Source organism: Lutimaribacter pacificus (assembly GCF_900142185.1).
Taxonomy (GTDB): Bacteria; Pseudomonadota; Alphaproteobacteria; order Rhodobacterales; family Rhodobacteraceae; genus Lutimaribacter; species Lutimaribacter pacificus.
This window is the reverse complement of the sequence record NZ_FQZZ01000001.1, coordinates 285,099-304,428: the sequence shown is the minus strand read 5'-3', so window position 1 is coordinate 304,428 and position 19,330 is coordinate 285,099. Positions and strand designations below refer to the sequence as shown.

General features: G+C 65.4%; 19 protein-coding genes. 7 read left to right on the top strand and 12 right to left on the bottom strand.

Annotated elements, in window-relative coordinates; genetic code table 11:
* Positions 1-4: 4 nt before the first annotated feature.
* From F3H87_RS01410 to F3H87_RS01390, 5 genes are read right to left on the bottom strand one after another with little or no spacing between them, the layout of a single operon-like run.
* Positions 5-775 (bottom strand): SDR family NAD(P)-dependent oxidoreductase, encoded by a 771-nt coding sequence (locus F3H87_RS01410; RefSeq protein WP_149786807.1) that lies wholly within the window; start codon positions 773-775, stop codon positions 5-7.
* A 14-nt stretch (positions 776-789) separates the two neighbouring features.
* Positions 790-1,704 carry a carbamate kinase gene (gene arcC / locus F3H87_RS01405; protein ID WP_149786808.1) on the bottom strand — a complete coding sequence of 305 codons (915 nt, stop codon included), beginning with the start codon at positions 1,702-1,704 and terminating at the stop codon, positions 790-792.
* A 2-nt stretch (positions 1,705-1,706) separates the two neighbouring features.
* Positions 1,707-2,708 (bottom strand): ornithine carbamoyltransferase, encoded by a 1,002-nt coding sequence (argF, locus tag F3H87_RS01400; protein ID WP_149786809.1) that lies wholly within the window; start codon positions 2,706-2,708, stop codon positions 1,707-1,709.
* Between the two features lie 11 nt (positions 2,709-2,719).
* Positions 2,720-3,949, bottom strand: a complete 1,230-nt coding sequence (locus F3H87_RS01395) for an arginine deiminase (RefSeq protein WP_149786810.1) — start codon at positions 3,947-3,949, stop codon at positions 2,720-2,722.
* 14 nt (positions 3,950-3,963) lie between these two features.
* The gene (locus F3H87_RS01390) at positions 3,964-5,412 is read right to left on the bottom strand and encodes a YfcC family protein (protein ID WP_149786811.1); all 1,449 of its coding nucleotides are present in this window, start codon (positions 5,410-5,412) and stop codon (positions 3,964-3,966) included.
* Between the two features lie 338 nt (positions 5,413-5,750).
* On the opposite strand from F3H87_RS01390, the gene F3H87_RS01385 reads away from it, so the two are divergent.
* The 3 genes from F3H87_RS01385 to dctP are packed head-to-tail and all read left to right on the top strand — an operon-like array spanning position 5,751 to position 8,671.
* Positions 5,751-6,251 carry a TRAP transporter small permease subunit gene (locus F3H87_RS01385; RefSeq protein ID WP_149786812.1) on the top strand — a complete coding sequence of 167 codons (501 nt, stop codon included), beginning with the start codon at positions 5,751-5,753 and terminating at the stop codon, positions 6,249-6,251.
* Between the two features lie 16 nt (positions 6,252-6,267).
* The gene (locus tag F3H87_RS01380) at positions 6,268-7,563 is read left to right on the top strand and encodes a TRAP transporter large permease (RefSeq protein ID WP_149787135.1); all 1,296 of its coding nucleotides are present in this window, start codon (positions 6,268-6,270) and stop codon (positions 7,561-7,563) included.
* Between the two features lie 16 nt (positions 7,564-7,579).
* The gene (gene dctP, locus F3H87_RS01375; RefSeq protein WP_149786813.1) at positions 7,580-8,671 is read left to right on the top strand and encodes a TRAP transporter substrate-binding protein DctP; all 1,092 of its coding nucleotides are present in this window, start codon (positions 7,580-7,582) and stop codon (positions 8,669-8,671) included.
* A 72-nt stretch (positions 8,672-8,743) separates the two neighbouring features.
* On the opposite strand, the gene gltX is transcribed toward dctP, so the two are convergent.
* Complete coding sequence (gene gltX / locus F3H87_RS01370) at positions 8,744-10,069, bottom strand: glutamate--tRNA ligase (protein WP_149786814.1); 1,326 nt, start codon at positions 10,067-10,069, stop codon at positions 8,744-8,746.
* Between the two features lie 462 nt (positions 10,070-10,531).
* On the opposite strand from gltX, the gene F3H87_RS01365 reads away from it, so the two are divergent.
* Entirely contained in the window at positions 10,532-11,458 is a 927-nt protein-coding gene (locus F3H87_RS01365; RefSeq protein WP_149786815.1) for an MBL fold metallo-hydrolase, read from the top strand.
* A gap of 68 nt (positions 11,459-11,526) precedes the next feature.
* Here F3H87_RS01365 and F3H87_RS01360 read toward each other — a convergent pair whose 3' ends face one another.
* The 6 genes from F3H87_RS01360 to F3H87_RS01335 all read right to left on the bottom strand — a co-directional run bounded on the left by F3H87_RS01360 (position 11,527) and on the right by F3H87_RS01335 (position 16,785).
* A complete protein-coding gene (locus tag F3H87_RS01360; protein WP_149786816.1) occupies positions 11,527-13,410 on the bottom strand; it encodes an acyl-CoA synthetase in 1,884 nt (627 codons plus the stop codon).
* A gap of 481 nt (positions 13,411-13,891) precedes the next feature.
* A complete protein-coding gene (lysM, locus tag F3H87_RS01355) occupies positions 13,892-14,320 on the bottom strand; it encodes a peptidoglycan-binding protein LysM (RefSeq protein WP_149786817.1) in 429 nt (142 codons plus the stop codon).
* Between the two features lie 84 nt (positions 14,321-14,404).
* Positions 14,405-14,848: a molybdenum cofactor biosynthesis protein MoaE gene (locus F3H87_RS01350; protein WP_149786818.1), complete on the bottom strand. Its 444-nt coding sequence runs from the start codon at positions 14,846-14,848 to the stop codon at positions 14,405-14,407.
* A gap of 4 nt (positions 14,849-14,852) precedes the next feature.
* Complete coding sequence (gene moaD / locus F3H87_RS01345) at positions 14,853-15,101, bottom strand: molybdopterin converting factor subunit 1 (RefSeq protein ID WP_149786819.1); 249 nt, start codon at positions 15,099-15,101, stop codon at positions 14,853-14,855.
* Positions 15,098-15,763: a CDP-diacylglycerol--glycerol-3-phosphate 3-phosphatidyltransferase gene (gene pgsA / locus F3H87_RS01340; RefSeq protein WP_149786820.1), complete on the bottom strand. Its 666-nt coding sequence runs from the start codon at positions 15,761-15,763 to the stop codon at positions 15,098-15,100. Before pgsA ends, moaD begins: the two co-directional genes overlap by 4 nt.
* 41 nt (positions 15,764-15,804) lie before the next feature.
* Entirely contained in the window at positions 15,805-16,785 is a 981-nt protein-coding gene (locus tag F3H87_RS01335) for a DMT family transporter (protein WP_149786821.1), read from the bottom strand.
* Positions 16,786-16,897: 112 nt separating this feature from the next.
* On the opposite strand from F3H87_RS01335, the gene F3H87_RS01330 reads away from it, so the two are divergent.
* The 3 genes from F3H87_RS01330 (at position 16,898) to F3H87_RS01320 (ending at position 19,288) form a co-directional block, all read left to right on the top strand.
* On the top strand, positions 16,898-17,413 hold the full coding sequence (locus F3H87_RS01330; RefSeq protein ID WP_149786822.1) for a CoxG family protein: 516 nt from the start codon (positions 16,898-16,900) through the stop codon (positions 17,411-17,413).
* Between the two features lie 187 nt (positions 17,414-17,600).
* The gene (locus tag F3H87_RS01325; RefSeq protein WP_149786823.1) at positions 17,601-18,530 is read left to right on the top strand and encodes an ABC transporter ATP-binding protein; all 930 of its coding nucleotides are present in this window, start codon (positions 17,601-17,603) and stop codon (positions 18,528-18,530) included.
* Complete coding sequence (locus F3H87_RS01320) at positions 18,527-19,288, top strand: ABC transporter permease (RefSeq protein WP_149786824.1); 762 nt, start codon at positions 18,527-18,529, stop codon at positions 19,286-19,288. Before F3H87_RS01325 ends, F3H87_RS01320 begins: the two co-directional genes overlap by 4 nt.
* Positions 19,289-19,330 lie beyond the last annotated feature (42 nt).

The following is a 19,330-nucleotide window of genomic DNA, read 5'->3' as shown; positions in this document are numbered from 1 at the left end:
CCCGTCACGTCGCGGCCATGCCCCCGTCCACCGGGTATTGCGCGCCGGTGATGAAGGCCGAGTCGTCGGAGGCGAGGAAAAGCACGAGATTGGCGATATCGGCGCTTTCGCCATAGCGGCCCAGCGGGATGGTCGTGGTCAGCTGGTCCTTGACCTCGGTCCCGTGGCCGGGGCTGAACCCCTCTTCGAGCGAACGCATCATGCGCGTGTTCACCGGCGAGGGATGGACCGAGTTGACCCGCACATTGGCCCGCGCCGCTTCGACGGCCGCGGCGCGCGTCAGGCCCACAACCGCGTGTTTCGAGGTGATATAGGGGGCAAGGTCGGGGCTGCCCTTCAGCCCCGCGACCGAGGAGGTGTTGATGATGCTGCCGGATTTCTGCTCCATCATCACCGGCAGCACGTTCTGAAGCCCAAGGAAGGGGCCGCGCACGTTGACGGCGATCACGCGGTCGAAATCCTCGATCTTCTGCTCGACCAGCGGGGCGACCTTGCCCTCGATCCCGGCATTGTTGAAGAAGATGTCGATGCGGCCGAAACGCTCCACCGTCTCGCGGACATAGCGGGCGGCATCCTCGGCGGACGACACGTCGGCGGCCACGGTCAGCACGTCGGCCTTGTCCCCAAGGTTTTCGGCGGCCTTCTTCAGATCCTCCTCGCGCAGGTCGACAAGCGCCACGCGCGCGCCCTCCTTCACGAAAAGCCTTGCGGTCTCAAGGCCGATACCGGCGGCCCCTCCGGTGATAAGTGCGATCTTGTCCTTCAGGCGTGGCATGGTCTTTCCTTTCCTCAACGGGCGCCGGCGGTCACGCGGGTGCCGGCGCGATTTTCCAGTATATCCGTGGCCTGGTCCAGCCGCCCGATCCCGGCCAGCCCGCCCCGGCTGGCGAAATCCGCCGCGGCCCTGACCTTGGGCCCCATGGACCCGGCGGGCAAATCCAGCGCGCGGGCCTCCTCGGGGGTCAGCACCCCGATCGCCGCCTCTTCCCCGGTGCCGAAACCGCGATAGACCGCGTCGACATCCGTCAGCAGCAGCAGGGCGTCGGCCCCCAGTTCCCGCGCCAGAAGGGCGCTGGCGGCATCCTTGTCGATCACCGCCTCGATGCCCGTCAGGCTGCCATCGGGCCGGCGCAACACGGGAATACCGCCGCCGCCGGTGCAGATCACGATCACCCCCTGATCCAGCAAAAGCCGCAGCACGCGGATATCGGGGATTTCCTGCGGCGCGGGCGAGGGCACGACGCGCCGCCACTTGTCGCCATCCTGCGCGATGGTCCAGCCGGCGGCCCGCGCGCGCGCCTCGGCCTCGTCGCGGTCATAGACCGGGCCGATGAACTTCGTCGGCTTGCTAAAGGCCGGGTCGCGCCCGTCCACGACGACCTGCGTCAGCAGCGTGGCGACCGGGTGCGCGTGATCCAGCGCGTTCTCCAGCTCCTGCTCGATCATGTAGCCGATCATGCCGCCGGTCTCGGCCCCCAGCACGTCCAGCGGATAGGCCTCGTCGGGCTTGTAGGCCGCGCCCTGAAGCGCCAGCAGCCCCACCTGCGGGCCGTTGCCGTGGGTCACGACCAGCCGGTGCCCCGCCCGGACGATGCGGGCCAGCGCATCGGCGGCATGGCGGACATTGGCGCGCTGGTTTTCGGCGGTCAGCGGATCGCCCCGTTTCAGCAGCGCATTTCCGCCAAGTGCTGCCACGACCAGCATCCTCAGCCCCCCAGCGTGGCGACAAGCACCGCCTTGATCGTGTGCATCCGGTTCTCGGCCTGGTCGAAGACGATCGAGGCGGGGCTTTCGAACACCTCTTCGGTCACTTCCATCGCGTCGAGGCCGAACTGTTCCTTTATCTCCCTGCCGACGGCGGTGTCGGCATTGTGGAAGGCAGGCAGGCAATGCATGAACTTCGTGCGCGGGTTGCCGGTCTTTGCCATGACCTGCGCGGTGACCTGGTAGGGTTTGAGAAGCTCGATGCGTTCGGCCCATTTCTCCTTGCCCTCGCCCATCGACACCCAGACATCGGTATAGATGAAATCGGCCCCCTCCACGGCCTCGTCCACGTCCTGCGTCAGGGTGATCCGCGCACCGGTTTCCGCCGCGATCTCCTGCGCCTCGTCGCTGATGTCCGCGCCGGGCCACAGGCTTTCCGGCGCGCAAAGCCGCACGTCCATGCCCATCTTGGCGCCGCCGATCAGCAGGCTGTCGCCCATGTTGTTGCCCGCGTCCCCCATGAAGCAATAGGCAATCTCGCGCAGGGGTTTTTCGGAATGTTCCTGCATGGTCAGGAAATCGGCAAGGATCTGGGTCGGGTGGAATTCGTCCGTCAGCCCGTTATACACCGGCACGCCCGACCATTCGGCCAGGGTCTGCACCACCTCCTGCCCGAAGCCGCGATACTCGATCGCGTCATAGACGCGGCCCAGCACGCGGGCGGTATCCTTGACGGTCTCCTTGTGGCCCATGTGGTTGCCCGAGGGGCCCAGGTAGGTGACGGTCGCGCCCTGATCGTGGGCCGCCACCTCGAATCCGACGCGGGTGCGGGTGCTGTCCTTTTCGAAGATCAGCGCGATTTCCCTGCCCCTGAGCATCGGCACCTCGGTGCCGGCATACTTGGCGGCCTTCAGGTCGGCCGAAAGCTTCAGCAGGAAGGCGATTTCCTGCGGCGTGAAATCGCGCAGGGTCAGGAAATGACGGTTTTTCAGGTTGTAAGCCATGCGGTGCCTCCTCAGACCGGGTCGCGGATCGTGGGGCAGGACATGCAGCGGCTGCCGCCGCGCCCGCGCCCCAGTTCGGCGCCGGGCAGTTCGATCACCTCGATGCCCTCGGCGCGCAGGGCGGCATTGGTGTCGTCGTTGCGGTCATAGCCCATGACCAGCCCTGGGCGCAGCGCCAGCACGTTGTTACCGTCGTTCCACTGTTCGCGCGATTGTTCGAACGGATCGCTGCCGCCGGTTGCCACGACCTTCAGCCGCTTGAACCCCATCGCCTCGGCCACGACATCGAACATCGGGCGGGGATCATGGCGCATGTCGAGCGGCCTGTCCCCTTCGCCCGGGTGCAGGTCATAGCAGGTCATCTCGTCGGCGACCTCCTTGAAGCTGGTGACGATATCGCCGCCGCAGAAGGTAAAGACCGTATCGAGATGCATGGCCGACCGCGCCTTGGGCATCTGGCAGGCGATGACCCGCTCGGCCCGGCCCTGGTCGAACAGCGCCTGCGCCAGCAGCCCCACCGCCTGCGGCGAGGTCCGCTCGCCCATGCCGATCAGCACCAGCCCGTCGCCGACCGGCATCTGGTCGCCGCCTTCCAGCGTGGCAAGCCCGTGATCGGCCAGCGGATCGCCCCAGATCACCTCGGCCCTGCCGGCGAAGTTCGGGTGGAAGCGGTAGATCGCCGCGGTCAGCAGGGTTTCCGGGCGCCGCGCCTGCCAATACATCGGGTTCAGCGTGACGCCGCCATATATCCAGGCCGAGTTGTCGCGGGTGAACAGGAAATTCGGCAGCGGCGGCAGGATGAAGCCGTGATAGCCCAGGTAGCTGCCGAACATGCCTGTCGCCTCGAACGGCAGATCGCCCACTGTCAGCCCGCCGATCAGGTAGTCCGACAGCGCCGCCCCCGGCAGGGTGTCCATCCAGTCCCGCAACTCCCGCTGCATCCCGACGCCGACATGGCTGGCCGATATGCGGTTATCCAGCACCCATTTGCGGGCCTCGGGGTTGTCCAGCACCTCGGCCAGCATCGCGCCGGTTTCCAGCACCTCGACACCCTCGCCGCGCATCGCTTCGGCAAAGGCGTCGTGATCCTTCTGCGCCTGCTTGACCCAGAACACGTCGTCGAACAGCAGTTCCTCGCAATTGTCCGGGGTCAGGCGCCGATGCGCCAGCCCGGGGCGGCAGATGATCACCTGCCGCAGCGTGCCGCTTTCGGAATGGACCCCGAGTTGGTGGCCGGTCATGTCGGACCTCCCTTTCAGAACAGCGCGCCGACGCTCAGCGCGGCCGAGATGAACACCAGCAGGATCAGCATCAGCGGCCAGATGAAGACGATCCAGCGGTCATAGGACACCCGCCCGATGGCAAGCCCGCCGATGACCACCGCGAAGGTCGGGTTGATCAGGTTCACCAGCCCGTTCGCCGACTGGTAGGCGGTGACCACCAGGTCGCGGCCGACGCCGGCGAAATCGGCAAGCGGCGCCAGGATCGGCATCGACAGCACCGCAAGGCCGGACGAGGACGGGACGAAAAAGCTCATGCCGATCTCGATCCAGAACATCAGGTTGATGAAGGCAAAGTCGCCAAGCCCGGCAAGCGACTGTTCGGCGCCGTGCAGGATCGTGTCGGCGATCAGCCCCTGCTCCATGATCACGACGATGCCGCGCGCCAGCCCCACGACCAGCGCGACGCCCAGAAGGTCGCGCGCGCCGTCGACGAAATTGCCGGTCAGCTGCTTTTCGCCCTGCCGCGCCACCACCCCGATGACGATGGCCGCGCCAAAGAACAGCGCGCCCATCCGCGCCATCCACCAGCCCTGGCTGGACACGCCCCAGATCATCACCGCGAAGGTGACGGCAAAGATCACCAGGACGATCTTCTGCGTGCCGCTCAGCGCGGCCTCGGTCTTTTCCCCGGCCGCGTCCTTCAGAAAGAACTTCCGGTGCGCCTCGGCCTGCTTGGCCACGACCGAGCGCGCGGGATCGGCCTTGACCCGGTGCGCATAGCGCATGACATAGGCCGCGCAGATCGCCAGCCCGCCCAGCAGGATCACCAGCCGCAGGATCATGCCCTCGGTAAAGGGGATGCTCGCCGCGTTCGAGGCGATGACCGTGGCGAAGGGGTTGATCGTCGAGCCGAGCACGCCGATCCCCGCCCCGACCAGGATGATCGCGACCCCCGTCACCGCATCATAGCCCGCGGCGATCATGACCGGGATCAGGATCGCGTAGAAGGCAAGCGTCTCTTCGGCCATGCCATAGGTCGTGCCGCCCAGCGCGAAAAGGCACATCATGATCGGGATCATCCAGATCTCGTGTCCCTTCATCGCGGACATCGCCGTTCTGATCCCGGTGTCGATCGCGCCGGTGGCGTTCACCACGCCGAGGAACCCGCCCAGGAACAGGATGAAAAGCGCAACGTCGATGGCGTTCGCCGCATAGCTGTCGGGATCGTAGAACCCCGCAATCGGCGCCAGCATCACCGCGACGAAGCCCTGCGGGTTCGGATCGACCTGCTGATAGGTGCCGGCGACGGCCACTTCGCGACCGACCTCCTCGTTCATCACCCGGTCGTACTGGCCGGCCGGGATGATCCAGGTCAGCACCGCGACCAGCACGATCAGAAGGAACAGGATCGTGTAGGCCGACGGAAACCGGGACGAAAGCTCTTGCGCCGGATCGGTCGGCGGCGTGGATTGATCGGTCATCTGTGGTCCTCCGGGCTGAACATGACAGCGCCCCCCGGCTTGCGCCCTGAAAGGCCCCGACATCCCGAAGCTGACCCGATTCCCCCCGACGACGCATTGACCGCGGTTAATGCCCCGATGCGCAACGACGTCGCAGACCGCCCCCGGCGGGCGCCCGACCGGGCCCGAACCGTCCCGCGAAACCGCCCGCCCCTGATGACAAAAGCAGCAGTCCGGCGCGATTTTCCGGCACTGAAAAGCGCTGGCAACAGGGTCGCCGGACACACCTTGGACGGCAAATCAAATCTGCTTGTCACTGTCAAAGACAGCCAATAAGGTCCCGGCAAGGGAGGGCTGCCATGATTATACGGATCATCGACCGGGTGAACGAAACTGTCGGTCGCATCGTATCGGTCGTCGCCCTCATCTTCGCCGCGATCATCATTTATGACGTGTTCATGCGCTATGCGCTGAGCGATCCGACCCGCTGGGCGTTCGACGTGACCAAGCAGCTTTACGGCTTCTATTTCGTCATGCTCGGGGGCTACGCGCTGCGCCACCAGTCCCACGTGCGGGTCGACCTGGTGACCGAGACCCTGAAACCGGGCACGCGGCGCTGGGTCGAGGCGGCGGGATACGTGATCTTCTTCTTTCCCTTCGCCTGGGTCTTCATGACGCGATCCTACGAATTCGCCATGCGGTCCTATGCGCAGGGCGAAACGACATACGGATCGGTGCAATTGCCCGTCTACCCGCTGAAGATGGCGATGGCCGTGGCGGCGGCGCTGCTGCTGGTGCAGGGCATTTCCGAATTCCTAAAGATCGTTCTCAACCGCCAGGAGATGCCCGTTGACGCCTGAATTCATTGCGCTGGCCATGTCCGGCCTGCTGTTGCTCGGCCTTTTCATGGGTCATCCGCTGGCTTTCGTTCTGGGCGGAACCGCCGTTCTGGGCGCGCTGATCGCGGGCAAGCCGATGGTGTTGGGCATCGTGATCAACCGGATATTCGGCGATGTGCTGGACAATTTCACGCTTATCGCCATTCCGCTGTTCATCCTGATGGCCCGCTTCCTGTCCGACTCGGGCGTGACCGACAAGATGTTCGAATCGCTTCGGTTATTGATGTCGAATGTCCGTGGCGGGCTGGCGCTGGCGGTGGTGTTCATCTCGATCCTGCTGGCTGCGACCACGGGGATCATCGGCGCCTCGATCACGGTGATGGGCGTCATGGCGCTGCGCCCGATGCTGCAATACGGCTACAGCCCGACGCTGACCACCGGGGTCATCGCCGCCTCGGGCTGCCTGGGGATTCTCATCCCGCCCTCGATCATGCTGATCCTGATGGCCAGCTATTCGCCCCTGTCGGTCGGTGAGCTGTTCGCCGGGGCGATGATACCGGGCGTGGTTCTGGGCCTGCTTTACGCGGTCTGGGTGTTCCTCGTCGCGGTCGTGCGCCCCGACATGGCGCCGGCGGTAGAGCCGGACGAGAAGATCAGCAAGCCCGCGCTGCTGCGGATGCTGGCGATCGAGGCGGTGCCGCCGCTGGTGCTGATCCTCGGCATCCTCGGTTCGTTGCTGGCGGGGATCGCCACCGCCACCGAGGCGTCGGCCATCGGTGCGGCGCTCGCGCTGTTGATCGTGATCCTGCGGCGCAAGTTCACCTGGGCAAGCTTTTACAGCGCGATGCTGGAAACCGGGCGCACCTCGGCGATGATCCTGTTCATCGTGATCGGCGCGACCGCCTTTACCGGGGTGTTCAACATCACCGGCGGCCTGCGCGCCACGCAGGAGATCATCCGCAACCTCGACATGGCACCGTGGATGCTGATCACGATGATGATGTTCATCGTCTTCGTCCTCGGCGCGTTCCTCGACTGGACCGGGATCGTGCTTTTGTCCTTCCCGATCTTCCTGCCCATCGTGCAGGAGATGGATGTCAGCCTGTTGTGGTTCGTCGTGCTGATGTCGGTCGTCCTGCAGACCTCGTTCCTGACACCGCCCTTCGGATACGCCCTGTTCTACCTGCGGGCCATCGCCCCCAGGTCGGTGAAGACATCGCAGATCATCGTCGGCGTGCTGCCCTTCATCGGGCTGATCGTGCTGATGTGCCTGGCCATTGCCCTGTTTCCGCAGCTGGTCACGTGGCTGCCGGAAACACTTTATTCCAAGTAACCTGAGGAGGAAGAAAATGACATTGAAGAGAACACTGATCGCAGGCGCCGCGCTGGCGGCGGGGATGGCGACGCAATCGCTCGCGCAGGAAAGCTGGACCATGACGACCACCTGGCCCAGCTCGCTGGAGCTGATCGAGATCGACAAGCACTTTGTCGAGCTTGCCAACAAGCTGACGGGCGACGCCCTGACCATCGAATTCTTCGAAGGCGGCGCGCTGGTGCCCGCGGGCGAGGTTTTCGGCGCGGTCGAATCCGGCACCATCCAGGCCGGCGGCGACTGGCCCGGCTACTGGGCGGGCCGCAACTCGGCCTTCTCGCCGCTGGCAACCACGGCCAGCCTGTTCAACGCGGTCGATTACGTCAACTGGATCGAACAGTGGGGCGGTGCCGAGCTTTACAACGAGATCTACGGCCAGTTCGGCATGGTCTACCTGCCCTATGGCGTGACCAACAACGAATCCGGTTTCCGCACCAACGAAAAGATCGTCACCCTCGACGACCTGAAGGGCAAGCGCCTGCGCCTGTCGGGTCTCGAACAGGGCCGCCTGCTGGAACAGCTCGGCGGCAGCCAGGTCTCGATGGCCGGTGGCGAAATCTATCAGTCGCTCGAACGCGGCGTGATCGACGGGGCCGAATTCTCGACCCCCAACGTCGATTTCTCGGGCGGCTTCCACCAGGTCACCAAGTTCTGGGCGACGCCGGGCTGGCACCAGTCCGCATCGCTGTTCGGCGTGATGATCAACAAGACGTCCTGGGATGCCCTGTCGCCCGAAACGCAGGAAGACCTGAAGATCGCGGCACAGGCAAACCTGGTCTGGTCGCTGTCCTTCACCGAGAAGCGCGCCACCGAAGCCTACCAGCAGTTCCAGGACGCCGGTGTCGAGATCACCCGCTATGACGACGAGACGCTGGCCCGGGTTCAGGAAATGGCCAACGCGGTGATCGAGCAGACCGCCTGCGAGAACCCCGATTCCGCCAAGGTCTATCTGAGCCAGCTGGAATACCTGGCCGATTACGCCAAGTGGCGCGACGCCTCGGCGCCGTTCAACCTTGGCCGCACGCCGAACGGCCCGGATATCGAGAAGATCCGCGCCTGCGCGAACTGATCGCCTGGTCCCAAAGATCGAAAAGGCCCGCCATATGTGCGGGCCTTTTTTATTTGCATGGGCGGTGCGGGCTCAGCCGACCTGTGGCACCTTCTGCAACAGCGGCATCAGATCGCCCATGTCGGGCCCCGATTTCTGCCCCGTCAGCGCCAGCCGCAGCGGCATGAACAGCCCCTTGCCCTTGCGGCCCGTCGCCTCTTTCACCGCCGCGGTCCAGGTGGCCCATGTATCGTCGGCAAAGGGCGGCGCGGGCAGCATGGTCAGCGCCTGTTTCACGAAATCGCGGTCCTCGTCGGCCACCACAGGGGTGGCGCCGTCGCGGCACATCGCCCACCAGCCGGCCAGATCGGCCCGCGTGGTGATGTTGTCGCGCGTCACGGTCCAGAACCGCTCGGCCAGATCGTCCGGCACGCCCAGCGCGGCGATCTCGCCGGCCAGTTCGGACAGCGGCTGCTGCTGCAGGTAATGCGCGGTCAGCGGAAACAGGTCACGCTCGTCGAATTTCGTGGGCGCGGAACCGAAACGCGTGATATCGAAGCCGTCCGCCAGCTCGTCCAGCGACAGCCGCAGTTCCACCGGATCGGACGACCCCAGCCGCGCCATCAGCGACAGCAGCGCCATCGGCTCCACTCCCTGTTCGCGCAGATCCCTGATCGACAGCGCGCCAAGGCGTTTCGACAGCGCCTCGCCCTGCGGGCCGGTCAGCAGCGAATGGTGGGCAAAGGCGGGTACGGTGCCGCCCAGCGCGCGGATGATCTGGATCTGGGTCGCGGTGTTGGTCACGTGGTCCGAGCCGCGCACCACGTTGGTCACGCCCATCTCGGTATCGTCCACCACCGAGGCGATGGTATAGAGCACCTGCCCGTCGGCCCGGATCAGCACCGGGTCGCTGACGCTGGCCGCGTCGATCGAGATCGGGCCAAGGATGCCGTCCTCCCACTCGATCCGCTCGTGATCCAGCTTGAAACGCCACACGCCCGGCCCGCGTTCGTCACGCAGCCTGTCCTTTTCCGCCTGCGCCAGCGCCAGCGCCGCGCGGTCGTAAACCGGCGGCTTGCCCATGTTGAGCTGCTTCTTGCGCTTGAGATCCAGTTCGGTGGGTGTCTCGAACGCCTCATAGAACCGGCCCATGTCGCGCAGGCGGTCGGCGGCCTCGGCATAGCGGTCCAGCCGTTTCGACTGGTATTCGATACGGTCCCAGGTCAGCCCCAGCCATTCCAGGTCGCGCTGGATCTGGTCGATATATTCCTGTTTCGAGCGTTCCTGGTCGGTGTCGTCGATCCGCAGGATGAATGTGCCGCCGGCCTTGCGGGCGATCAGATAGTTCATCAGCGCGGTGCGCAGGTTGCCCACATGGATATGGCCGGTGGGCGACGGGGCGAAACGGGTGGTTGTCATCGGGATGTCTCCTGTTGGCGCGGGCCATCGCACACCCGCGCGGATTTGTCCAGAAACCGCGCGGTTCCGGGGCGCGTCGGACAGGGCTGGCACCCTGGGGCCGGTATGTCAGGTTGAGCGCGACAGAGGGCATCGCACGGCCGCGTTCGGGCGATCCGACATTTGTGGCTGGTAATTTATCTTGCCGCCACATCCCCCCTCGAAACGGAGTGCCTGCGGCAGCCAATCGCCCGACCGGGGGGCGGCCGTGCGATGCCCGGGCCGCTGCGCGGCTGTTCCGGGCAGGAGCATCCCGAAAACGTCCCCCGAACAAATCCCGCACCTCCCGACACCACTGGACGGGCGGGCGGCACCGCCTATCTTAACCCCACGTCAGGGCACACGGGACGCGCGGCATCGCAGGACAGGGGCGCGCGATCCCCGTATCACGACCTTGACCCGGTTCAACAGAGGAGTCCCGCAATGACCAATCCCAAACTGACCCGCCGCAGCGTGCTGGCCTCGGCGGCCGCGCTGCCGGTTGCCGCCGCGGCAGCCAGCCCGGCCCTTGCCGCGGCCGAGATGATGGGCATCGCCATGCCGCAATTCAACCGCATCAGACTGGGCGGGTTCGAGGTGACGACCCTGCTGGCCGGCACCCGAACCGTGCCCGAGCCGCATGGCATCTTCGGCATGAATGTCAGCCCCGAGGAATTCGCCGAGGTCTCGGCCGCAAACATGATCCCGACCGACAAGGCGCAATTCTTCTTTACGCCGACAGTGGTCAATACCGGCTCGGAACTGATCCTGTTCGACACCGGGCTCAGCGCGGCGGGCACCACCGCCGCGTTGCAGGCGGCGGGCTACGGCCCCGAGCAGGTCGACAAGGTGGTGATCACCCACATGCATGGCGACCATATCGGCGGGCTGATGAGCGATGGCAGCCCCACCTTCGCCAACGCCGCCTACCTGACCGGCACGACCGAGTTCGACGCCTGGGCCGGCATGGATAACGAAGGCTTTGAAAACAACGTCCGGCCGCTGGCCGAGAACATGACCATGCTCGACGATGGCGGCAGCGTCGCATCCGGCATCACGGCGATGGACGCCTTCGGGCACACGCCGGGCCACATGGCCTATATGCTGGAAAGCGACGGCGCGCAGCTGGTGCTGGGGGCGGATTTCGCCAACCACTATGTCTGGTCGCTGGCCTATCCCGATTGGGAGGTCAGGTTCGACATGGACAAATCCACCGCCGCCGCCACCCGCCGCCGGATGCTGGACATGATGGCCGCCGACAAGGTGCCCTTTGTCGGCTACCACATGCCGTTCCCGGCCATCGGCTTCGTCGAAACCCGCGACGACGGGTTCGAATACGTGCCGGCCAGCTACCAGTTCGTGCTGGAGTAGACCCGCTCTGCACCAAAAACAAAGGCCGCCCCGATGGGCGGCCTTTTCCGTAGCCAATCGGCCGGCGCCTATTCGACCCAGTCCCACGGCCGGGTAAAGGCGCCCAGCACGTGGCCCACCTCGTCGTCGTGCAGAACGCCGGTGCGTTCGACCTGCGCGACGAGGCCGCGTTTCTTGTCGTCGATCACCTCGACGACGCGGGCGTTCAGCTTGGCCTCTTCCAGCGCGGCGTTGTAGACGCGGGTGATCGCGCGCTTGCGCAGGTCGGGCTTGAACACCTTGCCCACGGCGGTCTTGGGCAGCTCGTCCAGGATCTCGACATACTTGGGCTGGGCGGCGCGTTCGTGGACGTGGATCTTGCAATGCTCGCGCAGCTCCTCGGCGGTGACGGTGCCGCCGGCGATCAGCTCGACATAGGCGCAGGGGATTTCGCCGGCATGGGCGTCGGGCTGCCCGATCGCCCCGGCAAAGGCCACGTCCTTGTGCGCCAGCAGCGCGTCCTCGATCTCGGCCGGGTCGATATTGTGCCCGCCGCGGATGATCAGGTCCTTGGCGCGGCCGGTGATCCACAGGTATCCGTCGGCATCCATCCGGCCAAGATCGCCGGTGCGCAGGAACTTGCCGTAGTAGTAGAGGTCCTTGTTCTTGTCCAACTCGGTATAGGTCTCGGGTGCGTTCACGCCGGGGTTCGACACGCAGATCTCGCCCACCTCGTCGGTGGCGCATTCCACCGGCTCGCCATTGGCCTGCCGCATGATGCGGATCTCGGTATAGGGAAAGCGGATGCCGACCGAGCCCACCTTTTTCTCGCCATCCACCGGGTTCACGCTGACCAGACAGGTGGCCTCGGTCAGGCCGTAGCCCTCGACGATGGTGACGTTCGAGGCGCTTTCGAAGCGGCGGAACAGTTCCAGCGGCATCGGCGCCGAGCCCGAGAACGAGGTTTTCACGCTGGACACGTCCGCATCCACCGGGCGCTGCATCAGCGCCGAAACCGCGGTCGGCACGGTGATGATGAAGGTGATCTTCCAGCGTTCGATCAGCTTCCAGAAATTGTCGAACACCCCGTCCCCGCGATAGCCGGCGGGCGTCGGAAACACCACATGCGCGCCCGACGTGACGCAGGCCATCAGGATCACGTGGCAGGCGAAGACGTGGAACAGCGGCAGCGGGCAGATCACGTTGTCGTCGGGGGTGTAAAGCAGCGTGCCGCCCAGCCAGCCGTTATAGACGATGCCGGAATAGCGGTGCTGCGCCACCTTGGGCATCCCCGTGGTGCCGCCGGTGTGGAAATAGGCCGCCACCCGGTCGCCCTTGGAATCCTCGAATTGCAACGTGCGGGGCTGTTTCGCCAGTTCCTTGTTGAAATCCAGCACGTCGGCATGGTGATTGCCGGGATTCTTCGGCCGGATCAGCGGCACGATCAGGTTCTTGGGAAATGTCAGGTAGCGGTTCAGGTCGACCTCGAGCACGGTATGCACGTTCGGTGCGTGGCGCACCGCCTCGGTGGTTTTCTGCGCCACGTCGGTCTTGGGAAACGCCTTGAGCGTCACCACCACCTTGGCATTCGTTTCGCGCAGGATGGCGCCGATCTGTTCGGGTTCCAGCAGCGGGTTGATCGGGTTGACGATCCCCGCAATGGCCCCGCCGAGGATGGTCAGCACGGTTTCGGTGCAGTTCGGCATGATCATGGCGACGACATCGCCCTCGCCCACCTTGAGGCTGCGAAACAGGTTCGCCGCCTGGCAGGTGCGGGCGTAAAGCTCGTCCCAGCTCAGCGTCTCGGCCTTGTCGTCGGGGCCGGACAGCAGCTGGAACGTCACCGCGTTGTTCTGGCCGAAGCGGTCCCTGGTCTGCCGCAGCATCTGGTGCAGCGTGACCGGCACATCACGATCCTCCCACGGCATTTCGTTTTCGATGGCGATCGAATCCTGCACGCTGGCAAAGGCCATGACGTTCCTCCCCTGGTTGCGCCCGGGCGGGCGCGTTGTCCTGACGCGCAGTCTGGGGTGGAATCCCGCCATGCGCAAGGCCGGGGAAGCGACGTAAACCATGAAAAAGGGGCGGGAAACCGCAATCGTTTATGGTTCGGTCCTGTCGGGGTGCGGGCGGCGCGGGCTGCTTGCACCAGAAGGGTGACACTTGAACCGGACACCCCGCCCGGAACAGCCGCGCAGCGGCCCGGGCATCGCACGGCCGCCCCCCGGCCGGGCGATTGGCTGCCGCAAGTGCCACGGTCTGAGGTAAGAAGTGGCGGCGCGATAAATTGCCAGTCACGAATGTCGGATCGCCCGACCGCGGCCGTGCAATGCCCTCCGTCGCAAAATGCACGAACCGCAGCAGTGCCCCGTAAAGCGAAGCCCATACCGGAACACGCAAAGGGCTGGCGAGACCCCCGCCAGCCCTTTTTTCACAGCATCACGGAAACCCGGATCAGGCGGTCTTGCCGCCGGGGATGCGCAGCACCTGGCCGGGGTAGATCTTGTCGGGGTGGCTCAGCATCGGCTTGTTGGCTTCGAAGATCGCTTCGTATTTCGCGCCGTTGCCCAGCGTCTTTTCGGCGATGGCCCAAAGCGTGTCGCCCTTTTCGACGGTGTGGAACACCGCGTCGTCGGCCTCGTCGGCCTCGACCTCGGCCACGCCTTCCACATTGCCCACAGCCAGGATCACCTTTTCGCGTTCTTCCGCGCTCATGGTGCCGCCCTTGACGGTGACCTTGTCGCCCGCGACCGAGATTTCGGCGCCCTTGGTATCAAGCCCCAGATCGGCCACTTCCTTTTGCAACTCCTCGGCGCTCGGGGCTTCGTCCCCGCCCTTGCCGACGCGCTTGCCGGATTTCTTCCAGAAATTGAACAGACCCATGACTGGCCTCCTTGAGAATGAGAACGGGGCAACTGTTCCGCATCGCCCCCCGCATAACAAGGGGGAAAAGCGCCGCCACTTCCCCTACCAGCGGCTCAGCGCGTCCTCGTCCTCGTCACGCGCGGCGACCCAGCCGGCGCCCTGCGCGGTATGTTCCTTCTTCCAGAAGGGGGCGCGGGATTTCAGGTAGTCCATCAGGAATTCGGCCGCCTCGAACGCATCGCCGCGATGCCGCGCCGAGGTGGCAACCATCATGATCATCTCGTCCGGGCGCATCCGGCCATGGCGGTGCAGGATCAGCACATCGCCCAGGGCCCAGCGCTCGCGCGCCTGCGCCTCGATCCGCTCCAGCGCGCGTTCGGTCATGCCGGGGTAATGCTCGATCTCCATCGCCTCCAGCCCGCCCGCGACATCGCGCACCACGCCGGTAAAGGTCACGATCGCGCCCATGCCGCCCGTTTGCGCGGCGGCGAAGGCATTGGCCTCTTCGCCCATATCGAACGGGCCGGGCTGCACGCGCACGGCCATCGCCCTAGCCCCCGGTCATCGGCGGAAAGAACGCCACCTCGCGCACGCCGGCCAGCGGTGCGTCGAAATCGGCCAGGTCCTGATCGAGCGCCACGCGCAGCGCCGACAGGTCGGAAAAGGCGGCGGCATAGCGTTCCTCGCGCGCGCGCAGTTCCCCGACAAGCTCGGCCACGGTGGCGGCCTGCGTCTCGACCGCCTCGCGCGGGATGCCGATGCGTTCGCGCACCCAGGCGAAATAGAGAATGTCGATCATGGCTCATCCCTCAGATAGGGGACGGACTTGCGGAAGTAATCCCACCCCGTCACCAGCGTCAGCGCCGCCGCGATCCAGAGCAGCACCAGACCGAACCGGCCCGCCCAGATCATGCCCTCCAGCTTCCACCAGAGCCCGTGAAGATCGGGTTCGCGCCCGTCCAGGATGGCAGAAACCGTTTCGGCATCCATGCCATATGTGGTCATCCCGAAGTAATGTTCAAAGACCCCCTGCGAAAACAGCACCGCGATGGCGACCATCTGCGCGGTGGTCTTCCACTTGGCCAGCTTCGTCACCTTCAGTGTGCCCGCCGTATCGCCCAGGAATTCCCGCAGGCCCGACACGAACACCTCGCGGAACAGGATCACGGTGGCGGGCAGCACCAGCCAGGGCGACATCGAGGAATAGCCCACGATCACCATCAGCGCGATCACCACCATCACCTTGTCGGCGATCGGGTCCAGCATCGCCCCCAGTTTCGTTTCCTGCTTCCAGGCGCGGGCAAGGTAGCCGTCGAACCAGTCGGTGATCGCGGCGCCCAGGAACAGCAGCAGCGCGAACCAGTCGGCATAGGGCCGGGTGAAATACAAAAACATCACCGCCACGCCCGGCGCGGCCAGCAGACGCAGAACCGTCAGGATATTCGGCAAGGTCCATCTCATGTCGCTTTCCTAGCCGCTTCGCCGGGCCGGGGAAAGGCCCGTCAATACCGGCGGTTCACGCGCCGCCCGCTGGCGATGCGCCGTTTCAGCATCGCCTCGCGCAGGAATATGAACAGCCCCGAGCCCATGATCAGGAAAATACCCAGGGTGACCCAGAGATCGGGCAGCTCGGCCCAGATCGTCCAGCCCCAGAACACCGCCAGCGGCAGGCCCACATATTCGAAGGGCGCCACCGTGGCGGCATCGGCCATCCGGTAGGCCTGGCTCAGGCAATAGCCGGTGATCGCGGAATTGACGCCCAGCCCGGCAAACAGCCAGATATCGCCATCCTCCGGCCAGACCCAGGCACGCAGCAGAAATTGCAGCGATGCGTTATCCACCCCTTCGGCAAAGCGCCCGTCGCCCGCCACCAGCCAGAACAGCACCGAGATCGCGATGAAGGTGCCCTGGATATAGACCGCCAGCGCCGAGGCGCTGGTCGTAACCCCCAGCCGCCGCGTCAGAAGCTGGTTCAGCGCATAGGTCAGCGCCGCGATCACCGGCAGGAAAAGCACGATGCGCGACACGCCCAGCGCCGCCTGCCCGGCCCAGGGCTTCATCATCACCACGACGCCGACGAACCCCACCAGCACCGCGCCGATCCGCCACGGCCCCACCTTTTCGCCCAGCACCGGGATCGACAGCAGCGTGATCATCAGCGGCGCCACGAAGAACAGCGCCGTCGCATCGGCCAGCGGGATCACCGCAAGCGCGGCGAAAAAGCTCATGTTCGAAATCACCACCATCACGCCGCGCAGCACGTGCAGCCCCGGCGTGCTGGTCCTGAGCAGGTGCAACCCGCCCTCCCAGCGCACCAGCAGCAGGCTGAACAGGATGCCGATCGAGGAGCGGATGAACACCATCTGGTGCAACGGGTAGCCGCCCGACAGCTGCTTGATCAGCATGTCGTTGACCGAGATCGCCGTGACCCCCGCCAGGATGAAGGCGATGCCGATGGCGTTTCTGTCGATATCCGCGCGCATGGGCCCGCGATAGCACGCGCGCAACGGGCGGCCTATGCGAAAAGCGACCTCTTTTCGCCGGGCCGCCGCTCGGCTAACCTCGCGGTCCAGCGGACATGGAAGGAGACGCCAGATGGAAATGCACGACCAGCGCGATATCCGCGCCGACCGTGAAACGGTGTGGGCCGCGCTGCTGAGCGCGGATGTGCTGCAGGAATGCGTGCCCGGCGCGCAGGACGTGACCGGCACCCCCGAGGACGGGTTCGAGGCCACGGTGGTGCAAAAGGTCGGCCCGGTGAAGGCGACCTTCAAGGGCACGGTGACGCTGTCCGACATGGTGGACCTGGAAAGCCTGACGCTTTCGGGCGAGGGCAAGGGCGGCGCCGCCGGTTTCGCCAAGGGCGGCGCGAAGGTGCGGCTGGAAGAGATCGAGGACGGCACCCGGCTGTTCTACGACGTCGACGCCAAGGTGGGCGGCAAGCTGGCGCAGCTCGGCAGCCGCATCATCGACGGGTTTGCGAAAAAGATGGCCGATCAGTTCTTTACCCGCTTCCAGGAGGTGCTGGAAGGCCCCGCCGAAGAGGACGGCGGCGACGAGCCCGAGGCGGTCAGGAAGGGCTGGCTCAAACGCCTGACCGGCGGGGCGTGACCGGAATGAGCGCGCCCAAGGGGCGCGCGCAGGGAGCGCATCGCTGCCGCGATGCCGGGCGAGGGGCGCTGCCCCTCGCGCTCCCCTGGATATTTTCGGAGAGAGGAAAACGCAGGGCGTCTGTGCGAACGGGCAGGTTGGATTTGCCCCGCCCCGTTGCCAGATAGAGGACCGAAGGAGGAGGATCATGGCACCGATACTGGAGGTCGAGGGCCTGCAAAAGCGATACGCCTCGGGGCACGAGGCGTTGTCGGGCGTCGATCTGACCATCGAAAAGGGCGAGATCCTCGCCCTGCTCGGCCCCAACGGCGCGGGCAAGACGACGCTGATTTCCATCATCTGCGGGCTGGTAACGCCCTCGGGCGGGCAGGTGCGCGTGGACGGGCACGACATCCGCCACGACTATCGCAAGGCCCGCGCGCTGATCGGGCTGGTGCCGCAGGAAATCGCGCTGGAGCCGTTTGAAACCGTCTGGAACCTCGTGCGGTTTTCGCGCGGGCTGTTCGGCAAGCCGCGCGACGATGCGCATCTTGAGGCGGTGCTGCGCAGCCTCAGCCTGTGGGACAAACGCGACGCCAAGGTGCATGAATTGTCGGGCGGCATGAAACGCCGGGTGCTGATCGCCAAGGCGCTGGCGCACGAGCCGAAGATCCTGTTTCTCGACGAGCCCACCGCCGGCGTCGACGTGGAACTGCGCCGCGGCATGTGGGAGGTGGTCGAGGGGCTGCGCGCGCGGGGTGTCACCATCATCCTGACCACCCATTACATCGAAGAGGCCGAGGAAATCGCCGACCGCGTCGCCGTGATCAATCGCGGCCAGATCCTGCTGGTCGAGGAAAAGGCCCGGCTGATGGCGCGCATGGGCCGCAAGGAATTGCGCATCGAGCTGCAGCACAGGATCGACGCCCTGCCCGACCGCTTTGCCGCCCAGGGGCTGGAGCTGATCCATGACGGAAACGCGATCCTATACCACTACGACACCCGGGGCGAGCGCACCGGCATCGCCTCGCTGCTGGCCGAGCTTGCGGAGGAAGGGATCGTGCTGCGCGATATCGTGACCCGGCAATCCAGCCTGGAAGAGATCTTCGTCGGGCTGGTGACGGAGGACGCGGCATGAACCTGACCGCCATATTCGCCATCTACCGGATGGAAATGCTGCGCTTCGCACGCACGATCCTGCAAAGCTTCATCGCGCCGGTGCTGTCGACCTCGCTTTACTTCGTGGTGTTCGGCACCGCCATCGGCAGCCGCATCGACCAGGTCGAGGGGGTGAGTTACGGCGCCTTCATCGTGCCGGGGCTGATCATGCTGTCGATCATGACGCAGGGCATATCCAACGCCAGTTTCGCGATCTATTTCCCGAAATTCATCGGCACGGTCTATGAAATCCTGTCGGCGCCGGTCAGCTTCCTCGAGATCACCATCGGCTATGTCGGCGCGGCGGCCACGAAATCGCTGTTCATCGGCGCGGTGATCCTGGCCACGGCGCACCTGTTCGTGGATATCCAGATCACGCACCCGCTGGCGATGGTGGCCTTCATGGGGCTGACCTGCCTGAGTTTCGCGCTGTTCGGTTTCATCATCGGCATCTGGGCGCGGAATTTCGAACAGTTGCAACTGATCCCGCTGCTGGTCGTCACGCCGCTGGTGTTCCTGGGCGGCGCGTTCTACTCGGTCTCGATGCTGCCGCCGGCCTGGCAGACGGTGACGCTGTTCAACCCGGTGGTCTACCTGATCTCGGGCTTTCGCTGGTCGTTCTTCGGGCTGGCCGATGTGCCGGTGGGGCTCAGCCTGCTGGCCATCGCGGGCTTTACGCTGCTGTGCCTCGGGATCATCTGGTGGATCTTCCGAACCGGTTACAGATTGCGCGACTGACAGGCTTTTTGCACAACAGACGCAACGCAACGGCGGTGCCTG

Excerpts from the sequence above, each read along its gene's own strand:
- lysM (WP_149786817.1), bottom strand. The coding sequence starts at position 14,320 with ATGGGTCTGTTCAATTTCTGGAAGAAATCCGGCAAGCGCGTCGGCAAG.
- pgsA (WP_149786820.1), bottom strand. The coding sequence starts at position 15,763 with ATGAGATGGACCTTGCCGAATATCCTGACGGTTCTGCGTCTGCTGGCC.
- F3H87_RS01380 (WP_149787135.1), top strand. The coding sequence starts at position 6,268 with ATGTCCGGCCTGCTGTTGCTCGGCCTTTTCATGGGTCATCCGCTGGCT.
- F3H87_RS01320 (WP_149786824.1), top strand. The coding sequence starts at position 18,527 with ATGAACCTGACCGCCATATTCGCCATCTACCGGATGGAAATGCTGCGC.
- F3H87_RS01325 (WP_149786823.1), top strand. The coding sequence starts at position 17,601 with ATGGCACCGATACTGGAGGTCGAGGGCCTGCAAAAGCGATACGCCTCG.
- F3H87_RS01385 (WP_149786812.1), top strand. The coding sequence starts at position 5,751 with ATGATTATACGGATCATCGACCGGGTGAACGAAACTGTCGGTCGCATC.
- F3H87_RS01350 (WP_149786818.1), bottom strand. The coding sequence starts at position 14,848 with ATGGCCGTGCGCGTGCAGCCCGGCCCGTTCGATATGGGCGAAGAGGCC.
- F3H87_RS01410 (WP_149786807.1), bottom strand. The coding sequence starts at position 775 with ATGCCACGCCTGAAGGACAAGATCGCACTTATCACCGGAGGGGCCGCC.
- moaD (WP_149786819.1), bottom strand. The coding sequence starts at position 15,101 with ATGATCGACATTCTCTATTTCGCCTGGGTGCGCGAACGCATCGGCATC.
- F3H87_RS01395 (WP_149786810.1), bottom strand. The coding sequence starts at position 3,949 with ATGACCGGCCACCAACTCGGGGTCCATTCCGAAAGCGGCACGCTGCGG.
- F3H87_RS01335 (WP_149786821.1), bottom strand. The coding sequence starts at position 16,785 with ATGCGCGCGGATATCGACAGAAACGCCATCGGCATCGCCTTCATCCTG.
- F3H87_RS01390 (WP_149786811.1), bottom strand. The coding sequence starts at position 5,412 with ATGACCGATCAATCCACGCCGCCGACCGATCCGGCGCAAGAGCTTTCG.
- F3H87_RS01365 (WP_149786815.1), top strand. The coding sequence starts at position 10,532 with ATGACCAATCCCAAACTGACCCGCCGCAGCGTGCTGGCCTCGGCGGCC.
- F3H87_RS01330 (WP_149786822.1), top strand. The coding sequence starts at position 16,898 with ATGGAAATGCACGACCAGCGCGATATCCGCGCCGACCGTGAAACGGTG.
- arcC (WP_149786808.1), bottom strand. The coding sequence starts at position 1,704 with ATGCTGGTCGTGGCAGCACTTGGCGGAAATGCGCTGCTGAAACGGGGC.
- dctP (WP_149786813.1), top strand. The coding sequence starts at position 7,580 with ATGACATTGAAGAGAACACTGATCGCAGGCGCCGCGCTGGCGGCGGGG.
- F3H87_RS01360 (WP_149786816.1), bottom strand. The coding sequence starts at position 13,410 with ATGGCCTTTGCCAGCGTGCAGGATTCGATCGCCATCGAAAACGAAATG.
- argF (WP_149786809.1), bottom strand. The coding sequence starts at position 2,708 with ATGGCTTACAACCTGAAAAACCGTCATTTCCTGACCCTGCGCGATTTC.
- gltX (WP_149786814.1), bottom strand. The coding sequence starts at position 10,069 with ATGACAACCACCCGTTTCGCCCCGTCGCCCACCGGCCATATCCATGTG.